The organism is Amycolatopsis sp. VS8301801F10 (assembly GCF_046195355.1).
GTDB lineage: Bacteria > Actinomycetota > Actinomycetes > Mycobacteriales > Pseudonocardiaceae > Amycolatopsis.
This window is the reverse complement of sequence record NZ_CP176065.1, coordinates 4,644,853-4,662,401: the sequence shown is the minus strand read 5'-3', so window position 1 is coordinate 4,662,401 and position 17,549 is coordinate 4,644,853. Positions and strand designations below refer to the sequence as shown.

Below are 17,549 nucleotides of genomic sequence, written 5' to 3'. Positions count from 1 at the left end.
ATCGTGTCCCGTTCAGCCCGAAGAATCCTTGCCATGGCCGGTTTCGCGGCCTTGGCCCTGACCGCCCCGGCCCTGCCCGCCGTGGCCGCGCCCGCCGCGGCGCATCCGACCGCCCGCGTGTGCGCCGAGAAGGCGAAGCCCGGCATGGTCACGTGTTTCGCCGAACGCCAGACCGACACCATGCGCGCGCTGCTCTCCCCGGGCGCGCTGCCCAGCGGGTTCGGCCCCGCGGACCTGCGCTCCGCCTACAACCTCACCGCCGCGGGCAGCTCCTCGGCCACGGTGGCCATCGTCGACTCCAACGACGACCCGAACGCTGAATCGGACCTCGCGAGCTACCGCTCCACCTACGGGCTCCCGCCCTGCACCACCGCGAACGGCTGTTTCAAGAAGGTGAACCAAAACGGGCAGGCCAGCCCGCTTCCGTCCGCCGATTCCGGCTGGGCCGGCGAAATCTCGCTCGACGTCGACATGGTTACGGCGATCTGCCCGAATTGCCACATTCTGCTCGTCGAAGCGAATCAGCCGAGCATGGCCGATCTCGGCACCGCGGTGAACACCGCCGTGTCGATGGGCGCGAAGTACGTTTCCAACAGCTACGGCGGCGGCGAGGACGGCTCCGAACCTTCCTCCGACTCGAGCTATTTCCACCACCCGGGCGTCGCGATCACCGCGAGCACCGGCGACAGCGGCTACGGCATCAGCTACCCGGCCTCGTCGCAGTACGTGACCGCGGTCGGCGGCACCTCGCTGACCCGCAACAGCAGCGCCCGCGGCTGGGGCGAAACCGCGTGGAGCGGCGCGGGCAGCGGCTGCTCGGGCTACGTGGCCAAGCCCGCGTTCCAGAACGTGACGACCGGCTGCGGCAAGCGCGCGGTCGCCGACGTCTCGGCCGTGGCCGACCCGCAGACCGGCGTGGCGGTGTACCAGACCTACGGCGGCAGCGGCTGGGCCGTGTACGGCGGCACCAGCGCGTCCGCCCCGATCATCGCGTCCGTGTACGCGCTCGCCGGCACGCCCGGCGCGTCCGACACTCCCGCCGCCTACCCGTACTCGCACACCGGCAACCTCAACGACGTGACCTCCGGCAGCAACGGCAGCTGCTCGTCCTCGGTGCAGTGCAACGCCGGCCCGGGCTGGGACGGCCCCACCGGTCTCGGCACGCCGAACGGCACCGCGGCGTTCACCGCGGGCGCCCCGAGCGGCGGGGTCACCGCGAACAACCCGGGCAGCCAGAACGGCGTCGTCGGCACCGCGGCGAAGCTGCAGCTGTCCGCGTCCGGCGGCAGCGGCGGCTACACCTGGACCGCCACCGGCCTGCCCGCCGGACTGTCGATCAGTTCCGGCGGCCTGATCTCCGGCACGCCGACCACCGCGGGCACGTACTCGGTGACCGCGACCGCCAAGGACTCCTCCGGCGCCACCGGCTCCACCACCTTCGGCTGGACGATCGCCCCGACCGGCGGCGGCTCCTGCTCCGGCCAGAAACTGGGCAACCCCGGCTTCGAGAACGGCACCAGCCCGTGGACCGCGTCCGCCGGAGTGGTCAGCACGTCGTCCAACGGCGAACCCCCGCACAGCGGCACCTACCTCGCCTACCTGGACGGCTACGGCAGCGCGCACACCGACACTGTCTCGCAGTCGGTGAGCATCCCCGCCGGCTGCCACGCCACGCTGAGCTACTACCTGCACGTCGACACCGCCGAGACGACCGCCTCGACGGCCTACGACAAGCTGACCGTCAAGGCCGGTTCGACCACGCTCGCCACCTACTCGAACCTGAACCAGGCCAACGGCTACCAGCTGCGGACCGTTGACATGTCAGCCTACGCGGGCCAGACCGTGACGCTGACCTTCACCGGCACCGAGGACTCGAGCCTGCAGACCTCGTTCTGCCTCGACGACACGGCGCTGACCGTGAGCTGAAACCGAACGCGAGGAAGGCCGTCCCGTCCGCGGGGCGGCCTTTCCTTGCTGCGCGGGGAATCAACCCTCGGATTCAGCTCAATCCTTCACCGCAAGCACATCCAGCGCCGACGACGTGCACTGATGACGCACCGCTTCGCCGTCTCGCCGCGACACGGCTGCCGGTGGTCGTGCGTTCGCTGGTCAAGGATCGGAGCGCGTCGACGCGGGTGGTTCCCGGCAGTGCGGTACGGCCGGGCCGCGCAGGGGTGAAGGCGGGACAGACGAGCGTGCTGAGCCGGTCGGTGTAATACCCCACCAGCGGATGCCCGGACCACAGGAGGGTCAGGCCGTGGCCGTGCAGGTTCGGGTCGACGTCGCGAGGACAGTCCGCTTCGAGGGTCAGCCCTTTCCAGCGGACTGTCGGGCCGAGGCTGGCGAAACAGGGCAGCGATTCCTTGGCGCGCAAGGATTTTCGCGCGCCAAGGAATCAGCGGCGAAGCTCCTCCACGGCGCGGCTCGAGGAACATCGGGCACGCCCCGGAAGGAGAGGCACCCCGTCTGCTGCCTCTCCACCGACTGCTGACCGCGCCCTGACCGCTCAGTCACGCATCGAGCACCTCGGCCAAGGTCGGCAACGAAGGATGCGCACCGTGCCGCGTCACGACCACGGCAGCCACCTTCGCCGCGAAACCGCAGGCCGCGACCACCTCCGCGGTTGTTGGTCCACCGGGGATCTCGGCCAGCCGCGCAGCAAGCGCGCCGACGAACGAATCTCCCGCGGCCGTGGTGTCCACCGCTCGTACGGCGACCGCCGGGACGTGCGCGGACGACGACGCGTCGAGGACGGCGCATCCCTCGGCTCCCAGGGTCACGATCACCCACCGGCAGCCCGCGGCGAACAGCTCGGCACTCCCGCGGCGCAAGCTGGTGCTGTCGAAGGGATCCTGGCCGGTGAGCTGGCGGAACTCGATTTCGTTCGACACCACCACATCGCTGAACGGCAGCAGCTTCGCGGCGACGTCGTCCGCGGGCGCGGTGTTGAGCACCGTCAGGACGCCACGTTCGCGAGCAGCCGCGAAAGCGCGTTCCGTCGCGTCTGCCGCCGCCTCCAGCTGGCCCACGACTACCCGCAGTCCGGGCAGTTCCCTGATCGCGGCTTCGGCCGCGGCGGCGGGAATGTCGGCGTTCGCCCCGGCCACGACGACGATCGAGTTGACGCCCTCCGCGTCGACGGTGATCGCGGCCCGGCCGGTGGGCAGCGGCGACCGACGCACCCGGGTCACGTCCGCACCCTCGGCCATCAGGGCTTTCAGGTACTCGTCGCCGTCCTCGTCCTGGCCGACGCAGCCGAGCACGGCGACGTCCGCGCCGAGCCGGGCGGCGGCGACCGCTTGGTTGCCGCCTTTCCCGCCCAGTTCCCGGCTCGCCGAGAAGCCCATGAGGGTCTCCCCCGGCTGGGGAATGCGCGGCGCCTGGACGATGTGGTCGACGTTCAGCGACGCGACTACCGCCACTGCCGGGCTCATGCGGTCAGCCATCGCGCCGGAACGTCCCGCATCAGCCGGGCCACGGCGTCGGCCGGCACGCCTTCGGCTTCGAGCAGATCGGCGAAGATCGTCGGCACGAACACGAGCCCGTTCCCGCCGTTGTGCGTCCACATCTGTTTCAGGAACAGGTCGTGCGACAGCATGATCTGGTCCCCGAAGCCCTCGTGCACCCACCGGGCGACGGCGTGCGCGGTCTGGGAGACCGTCGGCGCCACGCCCTCGCCGGGGAACGAGATGTCGAGGCCGATCATGTCGAACTCCAGCAGCACGCCGCGTTCGAGCAGCTCGCGCTGGTAGCCCGGGTCGTCGCCGGACGGATCGCTGTGCGCCAGCGCCACTTTCGAAGGCAGCGCACCGCATTCGTCCAGCACCAGGTCGAGCACCTCGTGCCCGCGGCGCTGCCAGCCCGGCATATGGATGTTGAGCCCGACGTTCGGCCGTGCCGCCTGCGCGAGCGCCGCGGCCCGCAAGGAAGCCCGCTCCCCTTCGGTGAAAAGCGGGGAGACGCCGACCTCGCCGATGACGCCAGCGCGGATCCCCGTTTCGCCGACGCCCTCGTCCAATTCGGAGAGAATGCGCGCGGTCTGCACTTCGACCGCGACCGCGGTGATGCGCTCGCCCTCGAACTTCTCCAGGTACGCACCGGTGCCCATGATGACGTTGACGCCGGTCGCCTCAGCCACCGCGGCCAGCGCCCGCGGATCCCGGCCGATCGCCGCGCTGCCGGTCGCGTCGACCACCGTGCCGCCGCCGGCCGCGGCGAACGCGGCCACCTCGCGCACGACGCTCGCGTGGTCTTTTGCCGCCACGTTGTCCGCGCAGCAGTACGGATCCTGGCGCAGCAGGAACTGCCAGCCCGGCCCCACTTCCGCCTCGACGAGCCGCCGCGTGGAGGCGTAGGAAGGTTCGGCGACCGCGGAGGACAGATCGTTGAAGAGGTGTTCGTGCGGCAACACCACCCCGAGGTCCGCCGCGTCGACCGGACCGAGGACGCCGCGCACCTCAGCCACGACGCACCTCGGCCGGCTGGGCGAGGACCGCGGGTTCGGCGGTGTGCCGGGACGGGATCATCGCGATCGCCGCGGCCGCCAGCGCCACGAAAGCTCCGATGACGGTGACCAGGTGCAGGCTGGAACCCGCCGCGGGTGCGATGACCTCGAGCAGCAGCGACCCGATGAGCTGGCCGGCCGTGGAGGCCAGCCCCAGCAGCAGAAGCCCCAGACCGCGCACCAGCAAGGCCATCAGCGCGATCGACAAAAGGCCGAGCGGCCCGCCGAAGTACATCCACCACGTGCCCGGCAGAGCGAAGTGCGCGCCCGCGGCGGCCATCCGCACGAGGTACACGAGGCCGAGCGCGGCGAAGCCGATCAGGAAGTTCCACGTGATGGAGATGAACATCGAGCCGGACAGCAGGCCGATCTCGGAGTTGCCCGCGGGCTGCCAGCCGGCCAGCAGGCCGCCGACGAACGGCATGATCGCCAGCGCGATCATGTGCGGGGCCGACCAGTTCGGGGAGACGACGAGCACCGTGGCGCAGATCGCGAGGATCGCCCCGGCGACGCGCGGCGCGCTCATCGCCTGCTTGAACGGGACGCCGATGCCGAGCCGGTCGCACACCACGCCGGAGATGACCATGCCGGAGATCAGCGAGGTCTGAAAGATCGCCACCCCGAGGAAGCCCACCGTCACGCCTTCGGAGAGCACGATCACCGCGCCGCACAGCCCGGCGAAGAAGTTCCATCGCGGGATCTCGCCGCGCACCAGCTGACCCGGCAGCCGGAAGAACGCGGCGCGCGTCCGGGCCCGCGCCAGCACGATGACCAGCATCAGCACCAGTCCGGTGCCGAAGGACACCAGCGCGGCGGCGTGCCCGTCGCCGAGCGCGGTGCCGAGGTGTCCGTTGACCAGCGACTGCAACGGGCCGAGCATCCCGGCGAAGACGGTCGCGATCGTCAGCACGACGACCGAGGTCGCGCGGCGGGTGGGTGACGTACTCATCGAATCCTCCTTGATCCCGAGTGCGCGCGGCTCAGATTTCGCGTCCGGCGAGCCAGGTCAGCGCCTGCGCGAAGAGCTTGCGGTAGCCGTCCCAGCCCATGAACTCCTCCGGAGCCCAGTGCGGGGAGATGTCCGAGGTGAACGCGAGGGTGCGGCCCTTGCCGACCTGGCGCGCGGCCAGCATGACGTCGCCCTCGACGGTGGCCAGCAGCTCGGCGTCCGGCTTCAGCGTGGTGTGCTGGTAGCCCAGCAGGATCGGCCATTCCCGGTCCAGCCCCGCGACCACCGGGTGGCCGGGCTGCACGACCTGGGCGCGGACGCCCTCCGGAGCCTCGACGCGGTCGTCGAACGGGTCGAGGTCGACCGGGAGGATCTCCTCGATCGGCGTCCGGTGGTAGTTCGCCTTGCCCTCGAAGCCCTGGAAGCTCAGGTAGCCGCCGGCCATCATCAGCCCGCCGCCGCCGTGCACCCACTCGCGCAGCAGCTTCAGCCGGTTGGGCGTCGGACGGCCGCGGGTGAACGTGTCCGGGTGCAGCAGCAGCGTGTTGGACCCGACGTCGGAGAGCAGCACGACGTCGTAGGCGCCGAGTTCCTCCAGCGTCTGCGGGAATTTCTCGGCCACGTCGTGCGAGCGCAGGTGAGTCGCCTCGACCCCTTCCGCCGCCAGCGCCGCCAGCAGCCGCTCGCATCCGATCTCCACCTGTGTGTGCGCGAACGGGTCGTATCCCTTGTGGTCGATCGTCGCACTGACCCACGACTCCCCGGCTAGCAGGACCTTGACCATCGACGACTCCTTCGGGCGAAAGCGGCTTAGCGTGTGTTGCGCAACATAGCGCAACACGGCCAATATAGGATGCGGTTGCAGTCGCCGTCAACGCTCAACGGGGAGGAGCCGGATGTCGCTGGCGAAGGTGGCCCGAGAGGCCGGAGTGGCCGTTTCGACGGTGTCGAGGTACGTCCGGGGGGAGCTGCACGTCGCTTCCGAGACGGCCCGGCGCATCGACGCCGCGCTGTCGGCCGAAGGGCATCCGCCGGTCCGGAAACAGGTGGCCGGGCTGAGTCTCGGGCTGGTGGTCCCGTCGCTGGACAACCCGTATTTCTCGACGCTGGCGGACGCGGTGGCCGACGCCGCGGCGGCGGACGGCATCGACGTGTTCACCGCCCTCACCGGTTCGTCGCCGTCGCGGGAGCGCGCCAGCGTCGAACGCCTGATGCGGGTGCCGGACGTGGGCGGGCTGATCTACCTGGGGATGAACAGCACCAACGAAGCCTTCGCGGGCAGGCTGGCCGGCGATTTCCCGGTGGTCTTCCTCGACGAGTACGTCGAGGCCGCCGGGCCGCGGATAGCGCACGTCACCGCCAACAGCTTCGGCGGCGCCTACCAGGCGACCACCCACCTGATCTCCCAGGGCCACCGGCTCATCGCCCACGTCGGCGGCCCGGCCGGGCTGCGCACGGCCGACCAGCGCGAGGCCGGCTACCGGGCCGCCTTGAAGGCGCACGGGATCGAGGCGGACGAATCCATGATCGTGCGCGGCACCTTCAGCTCGGCCTTCGGCATGAACTTCTTCGCGCACATGGCGGCGGCGAACGCGGCTCCGACGGCAGTGTTCACCGCCAGCGACATCGCCGCGGTAGGCCTGCTCGAAGCGGCGCGCCGCGCGGGGGTTTCGGTGCCGGGAGACCTGTCGGTGATCGGCTGCGACGGCATCACGCTCGGCGAATGGACGTCGCCGAGGCTGACCACCGTCGCGCAGCCCACCGAGCAGATGGCTCGCAAAGCGGTCGACGAGGTCACCCGGCTCGCGGCCGGCGAAAGCCCCGCGGACCACGTGCTTTCCATGCAACTCGTCGTCCGCGAATCGACCCGGGAGTACTCCGGATGAGCACCGAAGCCCTCGAACTGCTGCGCGACCTGGTGCGGCAGGACACCACGTCCGGCGACAACGCCGCGCAGGCCGCCGCCCAGGAACTGGCCGTCTCCTACGCCACCGCCACCGCGGGCGTGCGTGTGCGGCAGCGCTCCTCCTCCGGGCGGCCGTGGGTGCTGCTCGGCACCGGTTCGGGCGACGGGCCACTGTTCGTGTGCCACATCGACACCGTCCCGGTCGGCTCCCCCGAACTGTGGGAACGCGCCCCGTTCTCCGCGGACGCCGACGAGAAGTTCCTCCACGGCCGCGGCAGCGTCGACATGAAGGGCGGGCTGGTCGCCGCGGTGGAGGCGTTGCGCAACGCCGCGGAAGCCGGTGCGGACGCGCAGGTCCTCCTCACCAGCGACGAAGAAATCGGCTGCCGGGGCGCGACCGAGGCGGCGACGTCGCTGGAGCTGACGCCGCGGATCGTCGTGGTGCCGGAAGCGACCCGGAACCGCGTCTCGCTCGGCCACCGCGGAGCGACGTGGCTGCGGCTCGCCGCGGCGGGCAAGGCCGCGCACGGGTCCACGCCCCAGCTCGGCCGCAACGCGATCCAGCTGCTCGCCGACCGGGCCCTCGGCGCGCTCGGTTCGCTTCCGCTGTCCACTGAGGACTATCTGGGCCCGGAGACCGTCAACGTCGGCACCTTCGAGGGCGGAACCGCGACGAACATCGTTCCGGCGTCGGCGGTTCTGACGCTGGATATCCGCACGGTGGACGGCGGCGCGCCCGGGATCGCCTGGGCGTCGTCGCTCGATCCGGCCATCAGCGCGGAGGTGGAACTCGATCTGCCCGCTGTCCGGACCCCGCGCGTGCCGGAACTCCTCGGCGCCCACCCGGCGGCCCCGGCCGCGACGTATTTCACCGACGCCTCGGCGCTGGCCGGGTCTGTGGCCGAAGCGCCGGTCGTGATCTGGGGGCCTGGGGATCCGCGCGAAATGCACGCGGCGAATGAGAAGCTGGAATTGGAGTCGTGGCGGGAGGCTTTACGCAACTATCGCGAACTGGTGCTGGCTGCGGCTCGCTGATCGTCTTGCGCGGGCAGTCCACGGTGCCGCCGCTCGCCGCGAGAATTGCCCGCGACAAAAGACAACCCGGAACAGCAATCCTGGCAGGAGACATTGCGCAACTACCGCGAACTACTGCAGGCCGCTCGCTGACCTTCCCGCCGCCGACAATCCCTGGTGCCACCACCCGCCGCGAGAATTCCCCACGGCAAACGAAAACCGGAACTGCAACCCTGGCAGGAGGCATTGCGCAACTACCGCGAACTAGCGCTGAGCGCCTTCCCACGCACGCAGTCCACGGCACCACCACCCGCCGCGAGAGCTGCCCGCGGCAAACGACAAACCGGGCCTGCAGTCGTGACGGCAGGCGTTGCGCCACTCCCGCAAACCGGTGCTGGCCGCCGCTCGCTGATCGTCTTCCCGCCGCCGACAATCCACGGTCCCGCCGCGAGGGTTGCGTGGCGAGGCATCCCGCCGTCCGGCCGCGCGGCACCCCGCTCAGGTGCACGACCCGAGCGGGGCCGAACTGCGCCCGGTCACCGCAGCGGGTCGTATGCCTCAAGGTCGATTCCCGGGTCGGCCTCGCGGGCCAGCCGGGCCGCGATCGAACCCGCGTACGGTCCCATCGTCAGGCCCGACGCGCCGAGTCCGTTGGCCACCACCAGGCCCTCGACCTGCGGCACCTTGCCGAGCAACGGGCGGATGTCCGGTCCGGTGGGACGGAACCCGACCCGGGTCTCCACGTACGTCGCGTCCGCCAGCCCGGGCGCCACCGACAACGCCTCGGACAGCACCTCCGCGAGACCGGCCGCGGTGACCCGGTTGTCGAAGCCTGCCCCGTCCTCCCGCGTCGCGCCGACGACGATCCGCGAATCGTCGAACGCCAGCAGGTAGTGGCGCGACTGCGGCAACACCACCGGCCACCGCGAGGTTTCCGTACCCGGCAACCGGAGGTGGACGATCTGCCCGCGCTGGGGTTCGACCCGCACCTCGACCCCGAGCGGTCCCAGCAACGCGGGCGACCAGGCTCCGGCCGCGGCGATCACCGCGTCCGCGCCGACGAACTCCTCGCCCACCAGCACCCCGCGCACCCGCTCGTCCGCGACGATCGACGCCGTGCCCTCGACAATCCGCGCGCCATGCCGCACCGCCGCCCGCCGCATCGCGTCGCGGACCAGCCGCCCGTCCAGCCGAGCCGCGCCCGGAATGTGGATAGCCGGGCCGTCGTGCGCGAGCGGCGGGAACAGTTCCTGTGCCTGGCGGCCGTCGATGAGCTCGACGTCCCCCGCCAGCGGCGCTGCCTTCGCCCGATCCGCCACCCGCTGAAAAGCTTGCGCCGCTTCGCTTTCCGACACCAGCCGCAGCGAACCGACCCTCCGGTAGCCGAGATCGGTCTCGCCGTCCTCGGCCAGCGCCGCCCGCAGGTCCTCGTAGTACTCCGCCCCGCCGGCCGCCATCCGGTACCAGTCCGGATCGTCCACCGCGGACGACCATGGGCAGATGATGCCCGCACCCGCCGACGTCGCCCGGCCGCTCGCCGCCCCGTCGACCAGCACTGTGTCCACTCCGGCCCGGGCCAGTTCGTACCCGGCTGCCGCGCCGACGATCCCGCCGCCGACCACGATCACGCGCATTTCGCCCCGCTCCTTCACCGCTGACTGTTTTCCGCTCACCGCACATCCGCCGCTGCATCCACGGCGCGAGCAGCAACCCGACGCCCGCCGCCAGCACCGCCGCACCCACCCCGGAGTTCCCCACGCGCCCCCCGCGCCCGCAGACCCCGGGCCACGCGAGCCGAGAGATCGCGGCCGGGACCCGCATAGCCCGGCCGCGCCTGGGTATCCCCCGGGAGAACCGCAGTTTCCCGGCGACGGTCAGGAGGACTCCATGCTGGCATTGCTCGGTCTGCTTCTGGTGATCTGGCTGGTGTGCATCGTGCTCGGGGTGGTGATCAAGGGCCTGTTCTGGCTCGTCGTCGTGGGTGCGGTGCTGTTCCTGGCGACCGCCGCGGTCGGGTTCGTCAAGCGGGAGGCGCTCGGGCGGGGGCGGTGACCGGTTGAAACCTGTCCGGGGCGAGACGATCGCAACACCCGCGGGCGGCCGGCGCGGCTTAGGCTGAGGGGCATGGCCGACCCGACACCGCAGACTCCGCAGGAAGCGTTCGACCTGCTGATGGCAGGCAACCACCGCTTCATCACCAGCGCCCCGGAGCATCCCAACCAGGACGCCGCCCGCCGCGCCGCGATCGCGCCCAACCAGCAGCCGTTCGCGGTGCTGTTCGGCTGCTCCGACTCCCGCCTCGCCGCCGAGATCATCTTCGACCGCGGGCTCGGCGACCTGTTCGTCGTGCGCACCGCGGGCCAGGTGATCGGCGGCGAGGTGCTCGGCAGCATCGAATACGGCGTCGACCTGCTGAACTGTCCCCTGGTCGTCGTGCTCGGCCACGACTCGTGCGGCGCCGTCGGCGCGGCCACCGCGGCGCTCGAGGACGGGCTCGCGCCGGTCGGGTACGTCCGGGACGTCGTCGAGAAGGTGACGCCCAGCGTCCTCGCCGCCCGGGCCGCCGGGCGGGTCGAACCGCACGAGATTCTCGCCGAGCACGTCAAGCACACCGTCGACCTGCTGCTCGACCGGTCCCGCGTGCTCGCCGACCGCGTCGCCGAGGGGCGCGCCGCGGTGGTCGGCCTCCGCTACCGGCTGGCCGACGGCAGTGCCGAGGTGGTCGCCGCGCACGGCATCGACGTGCCCACCGCCAGCTCGGTGGCCTGAACCGGTCCTCGAGGGGACCCCTGAAGGGAATCAGGGTCCCCCTCGCGGACCGGCTTCCCGGATCGCGCGTTCCAGCAGGGCGAGCGCCCGTTCGATGTCCTTGCGGCCGGCTTCGTCCAGCCCGGCGAGGAGCGCTTCCTCCCGGGCCAGGTGCCCTTCGAGGACCTGGTCGACGAGCTTGCGGCCGGCGGCGGTCAGTTCGGCGTAGCTGACCCGGCGGTCGGCGCGGTGGTCGCGGCGGCGGATCAGCCCGTCGCGTTCGAGCGCGTCCAGCCGCCCGGTGAGGGCGCCCGAGGTGACGAGCGCGGAGGCCGCCAGCTCCGACGGCGTCTTCCGGTAGGGCCGCCCGGCCCGGCGCAGGTTGCACAGGAGGTCGAACTCGCCCGGGGTCAGGCCGTACGGGGCCAGGTAGCCGCGGAGGCCGCCCGCGGCGAGGTCGGCGATCCGCCGGACCCGGCCGAAGATCGCGATCGGCGAGGCGTCCAGGTCCGGGCGCTGCCGGGCCCAGTCCGCCACCACCTGGTCGACCGGGTCCATCGGCATCGGCTCCTTGTTCCGCGGCATGCGGACGGAGCCTATCCGGATCCGTCCTAGCGGGATCGCACCGAGGGCTGATCGGCCGCTGCGGGTTCTTTCGCCGCCGGAGCGCGGCCGAGCAGCAGGACGAGCGCACCGAGCAGCGTGAGCAGCTGCGTCGCGGCGAGCAGCGCGTACCCGGCGGCGAATCCGTGGTCGCCGCCCGCGGCGATCGCCACCCCCATCAGCGTCGGAAGCAGCGCGGACACGAGATTGCCGACTCCGTTGACCAGGCCGTAAGCGCTGCCGACGGTGCCCGCGGGAGCGTATTGCTGCACCAGCGTCGGGATCGCCGGTCCCTGCAGGCCCCAGAACGCGTTGGCGAGGATGAGCGTCGCCGCGGCGAGCCAGCGCGAATCCGCGAAGGTCGCGGTCGTCGCGCACACCGCGGTTCCGACGCTGCCGACCACCAGCACGAGCGGCGCCCGGCGGCCCGGCATCCGGTCGAGGAGCCATCCGCCGAGGAACCCGGACCCGAGGCTGACCACGAACGGCAGCGCCGACAACGCGCTCATCTGCGCGAGCGAGAAATGCCGCGCCTGCAGCAAATACGACGGAAGCCACGAGGTGCTGCCCCACAGATACCCGAGGGTGGCCACCTCGATCAGCAGGATCCAGCCCAGCTTGGGCGTGCGCAGAGCCCCGGCGAACCGCCGCCACGCCGGCTGCCGCGTGGCGGTCCGGCGCCGCGAGGCCCGGACGAACAGGGCGACCAGCGGCAGCCCGACCACGAGGTTGAGGGCCGCGAGCAGGAGGAACGAACCGTGCCAGCCGAAGCGCACCAAGGCGAAAGTGATCACCGGGATGCCCAGCGCGGTGCCCAGGGAGACGCCCATCGAGCTGACCGCGTTGGGTTTGCCCCACGCGCCTTCGGCGAAATTGTCCTTGACGTACATGGTTTTCAGCGAGAACAACGGTCCCTCGCTGGCCCCGAGCAGGAACCGCAGCGTCAGCAGCAGCATCGCGCTCCCGGCGTACGGGGACGCGAGAGTGAACAACGCCCAGCACCCCAGGCTGACGAGCAACCCGCGCCGCACCCCGAAAACCGCTTCGTACCACGGCGTGATCAGCATGGCCGCGATTCCGTAGCCAGCCAGGAAAAGCGTCATCAACGCGCCCTGCGCGGCCCGGTTGCCTTGAATGCCGAAATGCCCGGCGAAGGCGGGGTCGGTGATCAGCACGGACACGTTGACCCGGTCCAGGTAGGAGATCGCCACGACCGCCAGCAGCGCCAGCACGCCCAGCCACGCGGTCAGCGGCGCGCCGGGCCGCCGCTCTTCCCTCAGCACAGTCACCGCGGTTCCTTTCCGGCCGGCCGCCTCGGCAGGCGGGTCGCCGGGAAGTATCTTTGTCCTAAGATGCTTGTGTCAAGCTACCTGGACAGGCTTCTCCGCGGCGGTTCCGGGGTCCGGACGCGACGACGGGGAAGGGCTGGGCCCTCCCCCGTCGTCGACCGGCGGAACAGTGTGCGGTGGCGGCGCGCTCAGCCCCACACCGGTTCGCGCGCCGGAGCGAGCAGGTCGCTGACCTCGCCGGAGACGTCCTCGCCGGGCACCCCGCGCCGGAACAGCCGCCCGGGCGCGCCGCCGCTCGTGGACACTCCCGCCAATTCCGCCCAGTCGCCGCGCACGCGCAGCCACGTGCCCTCGCGCAGGCCGAGCACCGGAATGTCGTTGCACTCGTGGAATTCCGCGAGCCGCTTCTCCCGGGTCTCGCCCATGTGCGTGCTGGCCGGGTCCGGGTCGACGTAGTGCGGGTTGAGCTGGAACGGCACCAGCCCCAGCGCGGTCAGGCTGGGCGGCTCCACGATCGGCATGTCGTTGGTGGTGCGCACGGTCGGCCCCGCGATGTTGGTTCCCGCGCTGGCCCCGAGGTACGGCATGCCCTCGGACACCCGCTCCCGCAACGGTTCCAGCAGCTCGCGCCGGTACAGCTCGGCCAGCAGGCGGAACGTGTTGCCGCCGCCGGTGTACACCGCCGGGGCCGAACGCACCGCGGCGACCGGGTCGGCGAAGGCGTGCAGCCCGCGCACCCGCACGCCGAGCGGCGCCACCGCGGCCGCGATGCGCTCGGTGTAACCGTCGTGGTCGGCCAGCGCGAACGGCACGAACACCAGCTCGGTGCGCCCGGCCAGCACCTCGGCCACCGCGTCCAGCGCGTGTTCCAGCGGACCGTGGCCGTGGTTGGTCGAGTTGGACAGCAACAGCAAGTCAGTCACGCGATTCTCCTTGGTTCGCCCGCCATTGTTCAGCAAGTCCGCAGCAGCCGGCCGAGGGCCCGGACGGAGAACCGCAGCGACTCCAGCGGCACCCGTTCGTCGACGCCGTGGAACAGCCGGTTGTAGGGCAGTTCCGGCGGGACGCGCAGCGCTTTGAAGCCGAAGCCCCGGATGCCGAGCGCGGACAGCGCCTTGTTGTCGGTGCCGCCCGCGTTGCAGTACGGCGTGGGATGGCCGTCCGGGTCCTCCGCCGTGACGGCCGCGCACATCGCGTCCACCAACGGACCGTCGAAGCCGCTTTCCATCGCGATGTCCCGGTGGATGAATTCGCGGCGCACCGACGGCAGCAGGAGTTCGTCGATCGTGTCCAGCAGCTCCTGTTCGCACCCGGGCAGGAACCGGCCGTCCACCGCCGCGGCGGCCCGGCCGGGGATGACGTTGACCTGGTACCCGCCGGAGATCATGGTCGGGTTCGCGGAATTGCGCAGGATCACGTTCACCAGGTCGGCCACCGGGCCCATCCGCGCCAGGCTTCCGTCCACATCGGACGGATCGAACGGGACGCCGAGCAGCTCCGCCGCGCGTTCCAGCAGCGCCCGCACCGGTTCGATCAGCCGGACCGGGAAGCGGTGCCGCCCGATCCGGGCGAGCGATTCGGCGAGGTCGGTGACCGCGTTCTCGTCGTTCGGGGAGGAACCGTGCCCGGCGCGGCCGGTGGCGACCAGCCGCAGCCACGCCTGCCCGCGCTGCGCGCATTCGATCGGGTACAGCCGGCTGCCGTTGCCGAGGTCGAACGACACCCCGCCGCCCTCGGTGATCGCCTCGCCGACGCCGTCGAACAGGTCCGGGCGGTTCTCGGCCAGCCAGTGCGAGCCGAACTTCCCGCCGCCCTCCTCGTCGGCGAGGAAGCCGAACACGACGTCCCGCGGCGGTTTCTCGCCGGTGCGGCCGAATTGCCGTGCCAGCGCGAGGATCGCCGCGTCGAAGTCCTTCATGTCGATCGCGCCGCGGCCCCACAGCAGGCCGTCGGCGATCTCGCCGGAGAACGGCGGGACGCTCCACTCGTCGGCGTCCGCGGGCACCACGTCCAGATGCCCGTGCAGAAGCAGCGCGGGCCGCGACGAGTCCACTCCGGACACTCGGGCGAACACGCTGGCCCGGCCGGGCGCGCTTTCCACGAGCGTCGGTTCCAGCCCGGCGTCGGAGAGCTTCTCCGCGACGTACTCGGCGGCGGGCCGCTCGGTGGCGCCCGGATTGGACGTGTCGATCCGGATCAGGTCCCGGCAGAGGTCGACGACCTCGTCCTGTGCGCTGGTCACCGGCCGACCTCCTCGAGTTCCGCCGAGCCGACCGGGCGGATCAGCCCGGCCTTGCCCAGCACCGTGTACAGGATCGCCGCGGTGAGCAGCGAGTTCAGCGCGGGGATGCCCCAGTGCACGAACTTGCCGACGCAGAACGCCGCCGCCCACACCGCGAGCGTCGCGGGCACCCACACCGGCATCGTCGCCGGGACCCGGCCGGCCGCGCGGGTCTCCCGCAGCGGCGTGGAAAGCCGGCGCACCAGGAAGTACTCGGCCACGATGATCCCGCCCACCGGCGGGATCGCGACGCCCAGCACCGACAGGAACGCGGTGAAGTGCTGCAGGAACCCGATCGCGGACAGCACGGTACCGGCGATCCCGATCACCAGGGTGACGACGCCGCGGTGCAGCGGGCGGCCGAACACGGTCCGCACGAAGTTCACCACGCCCAGCGAGGAGCCGTACAGGTTCCAGTCGTTGATCTTCGCGGTCGCCAGCACCACCACGATCAGCCCGACGAAGCCCGACGTGGACAGCACGATGTGCGTCACGTCGGAACTGCCGACCAGGTGCCCGAGCAGCACGCCGGTCATCCCGACGATGTACTCCGACAGCACGATCGAGGCGGAACTCTGCAGCAGGACGTGCCAGCCCTTGCGGTTGAACCGAGTCATGTCCGGCGCGACCACGGCTCCGGTCATGTAGCCGCCCGCGATGATCGTCGCCGCGGCCGGGATGGAGATCGCCGTCGCGGTCGGCGCGGCCGACATCAGCGCCCTCACCGAATGGCCGGACAGGGTCGAGACGACGCTCCACGCCACCAGCCCGAAGAACAGCGGCACGGCGATCTTCGCCAGCCACATCATGTATTTGAAGCCGTAGATCACCAGCAGCGTCAAGACCGCGCCGGACACCGCGCACCACAGCCACGGCGGCCCGCCGACCAGCGCGTTCATGCTCTTGCCGAAAATCCCGTTCTGCACGCCGAACCAGCCCACCAGGCTGATCGCGATCACCAGGCTCACCAGCGCGGACCCGTTCCGGCCGAAGCCGGTGAACCGGGTCAGCATGGTCATCGTGAGGCCCTCCCGCTGGCCGGCGAGGCCGATCAGGAAGATCACCGCCTCCAGGATCACCGCGCCGAGGGTGAACGCCCAGAACGCGTCGGAGAACCGCATCCCCACGCCGAGCGTCGCGCCGAGCACGAACTGCGACAGCGAACCGGACTGCGCGAGCCACTGCAGCAGCATCGAACCGAACCCGTAGCGGGCTTCTTCGGGGACGCGGCGCAGCGAGTAGTCGTCGTTGCCGATCCGTTTCCGGGGCTGCTTCGCGGTTTTCGTCGCGATGCTCATCCGGCCACCTCCGTGCCCAGCGTCTGCAGGTGCGCCATCGAGCCGTAGCGCGCCTGGAGGACGGCGAATTCCGCCTCGTCGTGGAACTGCAGCGCGCCCGCGCCGAACTGCTTGGCGACCTCGACCGCGTAGCGCGCGGCGGCCGCGATGTCCGTCTCGTGGCTGGCGCCGGTCGCGCAGCCCGCCACGGTCGCCGCCGAGGTGATCGCCAGCCCGACCACCGGCGCGTCGGTCGCGGTCGCCGGCTGCAGGATCGAGTTCAGGTGGTAGACGCCGTTGCCGTAGGGAGTGATGTCCTGCGTGGTGATCGGGTAGGTCACCAGCGGCGCGCCGGTCACCGCTTCGAGCAGTGCGCCGAGCCCCTCGGAAACCCGCAGGATGTAGCCGCTGCGCACGGTCGGCGACAGCGCGAGCCCGCGGTGGTTGATCACCCGGTTGCCCTTGGTGGTGTCGATCGACAGCACCGCGGCCATCTCGCCGGACAGCTCGTAGCTGTTCATCGTGGCGATGTCGACCGGCGAGTTCATGAACGGCACCGGGTCGTGCGGCAGGGTCGGCGCGTCCGGGCAGACGTGCGTGCCGATCAGCACGTCGCCGGCCAGGACGTCGCCGCGGGCCCGCATCGACAGCAGCTTGGCGGCAGCGGCGAGCGCGGCGGCGGCGCCGTCCCCGTCGGACACGAACCCGGTCACCTCCGGCCGGGCGCCGACCCCGCCGAGCCGCCCCACCACGCCGAGGGTGGGCGCGTCGCCGCCCGCGGTGCGGCCGCGGCTGCCGGCCACCCGCACGCGGACGAAGTCGGTCTTCCCGGCCGGGCCGGGCACCGTCGTGATTTCCGCGCCGCTGCCGTCCGCGCCGGCCACGGCGTCGAGGTAGGCGACGACCTCTTTCCCGGTCACCGCCGGGTCGTCGAGGATTTCGAGCAGTTCCAGGACGTGTTTGAGCATGTGGTTCCTC

General features: G+C 71.4%; 16 protein-coding genes. 5 read left to right on the top strand and 11 right to left on the bottom strand.

The window, feature by feature from the left end; genetic code table 11:
- Positions 1-33 precede the first annotated feature (33 nt).
- Positions 34-1,926: a putative Ig domain-containing protein gene (locus F9C11_RS22315; protein WP_409179296.1), complete on the top strand. Its 1,893-nt coding sequence runs from the start codon at positions 34-36 to the stop codon at positions 1,924-1,926.
- Positions 1,927-2,510: 584 nt separating this feature from the next.
- On the opposite strand, the gene F9C11_RS22310 is transcribed toward F9C11_RS22315, so the two are convergent.
- Genes F9C11_RS22310 through F9C11_RS22295 form a run of 4 tightly spaced genes read right to left on the bottom strand, consistent with a single transcriptional unit; the run spans position 2,511 to position 6,237 of the window.
- Positions 2,511-3,446 (bottom strand): ribokinase, encoded by a 936-nt coding sequence (locus tag F9C11_RS22310; RefSeq protein ID WP_409179295.1) that lies wholly within the window; start codon positions 3,444-3,446, stop codon positions 2,511-2,513.
- Positions 3,431-4,465 carry a phosphotriesterase gene (locus tag F9C11_RS22305; RefSeq protein WP_409179294.1) on the bottom strand — a complete coding sequence of 345 codons (1,035 nt, stop codon included), beginning with the start codon at positions 4,463-4,465 and terminating at the stop codon, positions 3,431-3,433. Before F9C11_RS22305 ends, F9C11_RS22310 begins: the two co-directional genes overlap by 16 nt.
- Positions 4,458-5,453 (bottom strand): DMT family transporter, encoded by a 996-nt coding sequence (locus F9C11_RS22300; RefSeq protein ID WP_409179293.1) that lies wholly within the window; start codon positions 5,451-5,453, stop codon positions 4,458-4,460. The genes F9C11_RS22305 and F9C11_RS22300 overlap by 8 nt, the downstream gene beginning before the upstream one ends.
- Positions 5,454-5,484: 31 nt before the next feature.
- The gene (locus F9C11_RS22295; protein ID WP_409179292.1) at positions 5,485-6,237 is read right to left on the bottom strand and encodes a glutamine amidotransferase; all 753 of its coding nucleotides are present in this window, start codon (positions 6,235-6,237) and stop codon (positions 5,485-5,487) included.
- 112 nt (positions 6,238-6,349) lie between these two features.
- On the opposite strand from F9C11_RS22295, the gene F9C11_RS22290 reads away from it, so the two are divergent.
- Together F9C11_RS22290 and F9C11_RS22285 are read left to right on the top strand one after the other, a co-directional pair.
- The gene (locus F9C11_RS22290) at positions 6,350-7,339 is read left to right on the top strand and encodes a LacI family DNA-binding transcriptional regulator (RefSeq protein WP_409179291.1); all 990 of its coding nucleotides are present in this window, start codon (positions 6,350-6,352) and stop codon (positions 7,337-7,339) included.
- Complete coding sequence (locus F9C11_RS22285) at positions 7,336-8,394, top strand: M20 family metallopeptidase (protein ID WP_409179290.1); 1,059 nt, start codon at positions 7,336-7,338, stop codon at positions 8,392-8,394. Before F9C11_RS22290 ends, F9C11_RS22285 begins: the two co-directional genes overlap by 4 nt.
- A gap of 515 nt (positions 8,395-8,909) precedes the next feature.
- Here F9C11_RS22285 and F9C11_RS22280 read toward each other — a convergent pair.
- Positions 8,910-10,007, bottom strand: a complete 1,098-nt coding sequence (locus F9C11_RS22280) for an NAD(P)/FAD-dependent oxidoreductase (RefSeq protein ID WP_409179289.1) — start codon at positions 10,005-10,007, stop codon at positions 8,910-8,912.
- Positions 10,008-10,260: 253 nt separating this feature from the next.
- Here F9C11_RS22280 and F9C11_RS22275 point away from each other — a divergent pair, with 253 nt between their 5' ends.
- Together F9C11_RS22275 and F9C11_RS22270 are read left to right on the top strand one after the other, a co-directional pair.
- Entirely contained in the window at positions 10,261-10,425 is a 165-nt protein-coding gene (locus F9C11_RS22275) for a hypothetical protein (protein WP_409179288.1), read from the top strand.
- A 72-nt stretch (positions 10,426-10,497) separates the two neighbouring features.
- Entirely contained in the window at positions 10,498-11,142 is a 645-nt protein-coding gene (locus tag F9C11_RS22270) for a carbonic anhydrase (RefSeq protein ID WP_409179287.1), read from the top strand.
- Between the two features lie 30 nt (positions 11,143-11,172).
- Here the strand turns inward: F9C11_RS22270 and F9C11_RS22265 are convergent, their stop codons facing one another.
- The 6 genes from F9C11_RS22265 to F9C11_RS22240 form a co-directional block, all read right to left on the bottom strand.
- A complete protein-coding gene (locus F9C11_RS22265) occupies positions 11,173-11,706 on the bottom strand; it encodes a MarR family winged helix-turn-helix transcriptional regulator (RefSeq protein ID WP_409179286.1) in 534 nt (177 codons plus the stop codon).
- A gap of 26 nt (positions 11,707-11,732) precedes the next feature.
- Entirely contained in the window at positions 11,733-13,013 is a 1,281-nt protein-coding gene (locus tag F9C11_RS22260) for an MFS transporter (protein ID WP_409179285.1), read from the bottom strand.
- Positions 13,014-13,201: 188 nt separating this feature from the next.
- Positions 13,202-13,936 carry a dipeptidase PepE gene (gene pepE, locus F9C11_RS22255; protein WP_409179284.1) on the bottom strand — a complete coding sequence of 245 codons (735 nt, stop codon included), beginning with the start codon at positions 13,934-13,936 and terminating at the stop codon, positions 13,202-13,204.
- A gap of 29 nt (positions 13,937-13,965) precedes the next feature.
- Positions 13,966-15,255: a M20/M25/M40 family metallo-hydrolase gene (locus tag F9C11_RS22250; RefSeq protein WP_409179283.1), complete on the bottom strand. Its 1,290-nt coding sequence runs from the start codon at positions 15,253-15,255 to the stop codon at positions 13,966-13,968.
- Positions 15,252-16,592, bottom strand: a complete 1,341-nt coding sequence (locus tag F9C11_RS22245) for a cytosine permease (protein ID WP_409179282.1) — start codon at positions 16,590-16,592, stop codon at positions 15,252-15,254. The genes F9C11_RS22250 and F9C11_RS22245 overlap by 4 nt, the downstream gene beginning before the upstream one ends.
- Entirely contained in the window at positions 16,589-17,539 is a 951-nt protein-coding gene (locus tag F9C11_RS22240) for a DUF1177 domain-containing protein (RefSeq protein WP_409179281.1), read from the bottom strand. Before F9C11_RS22240 ends, F9C11_RS22245 begins: the two co-directional genes overlap by 4 nt.
- Positions 17,540-17,549: the final 10 nt, after the last annotated feature.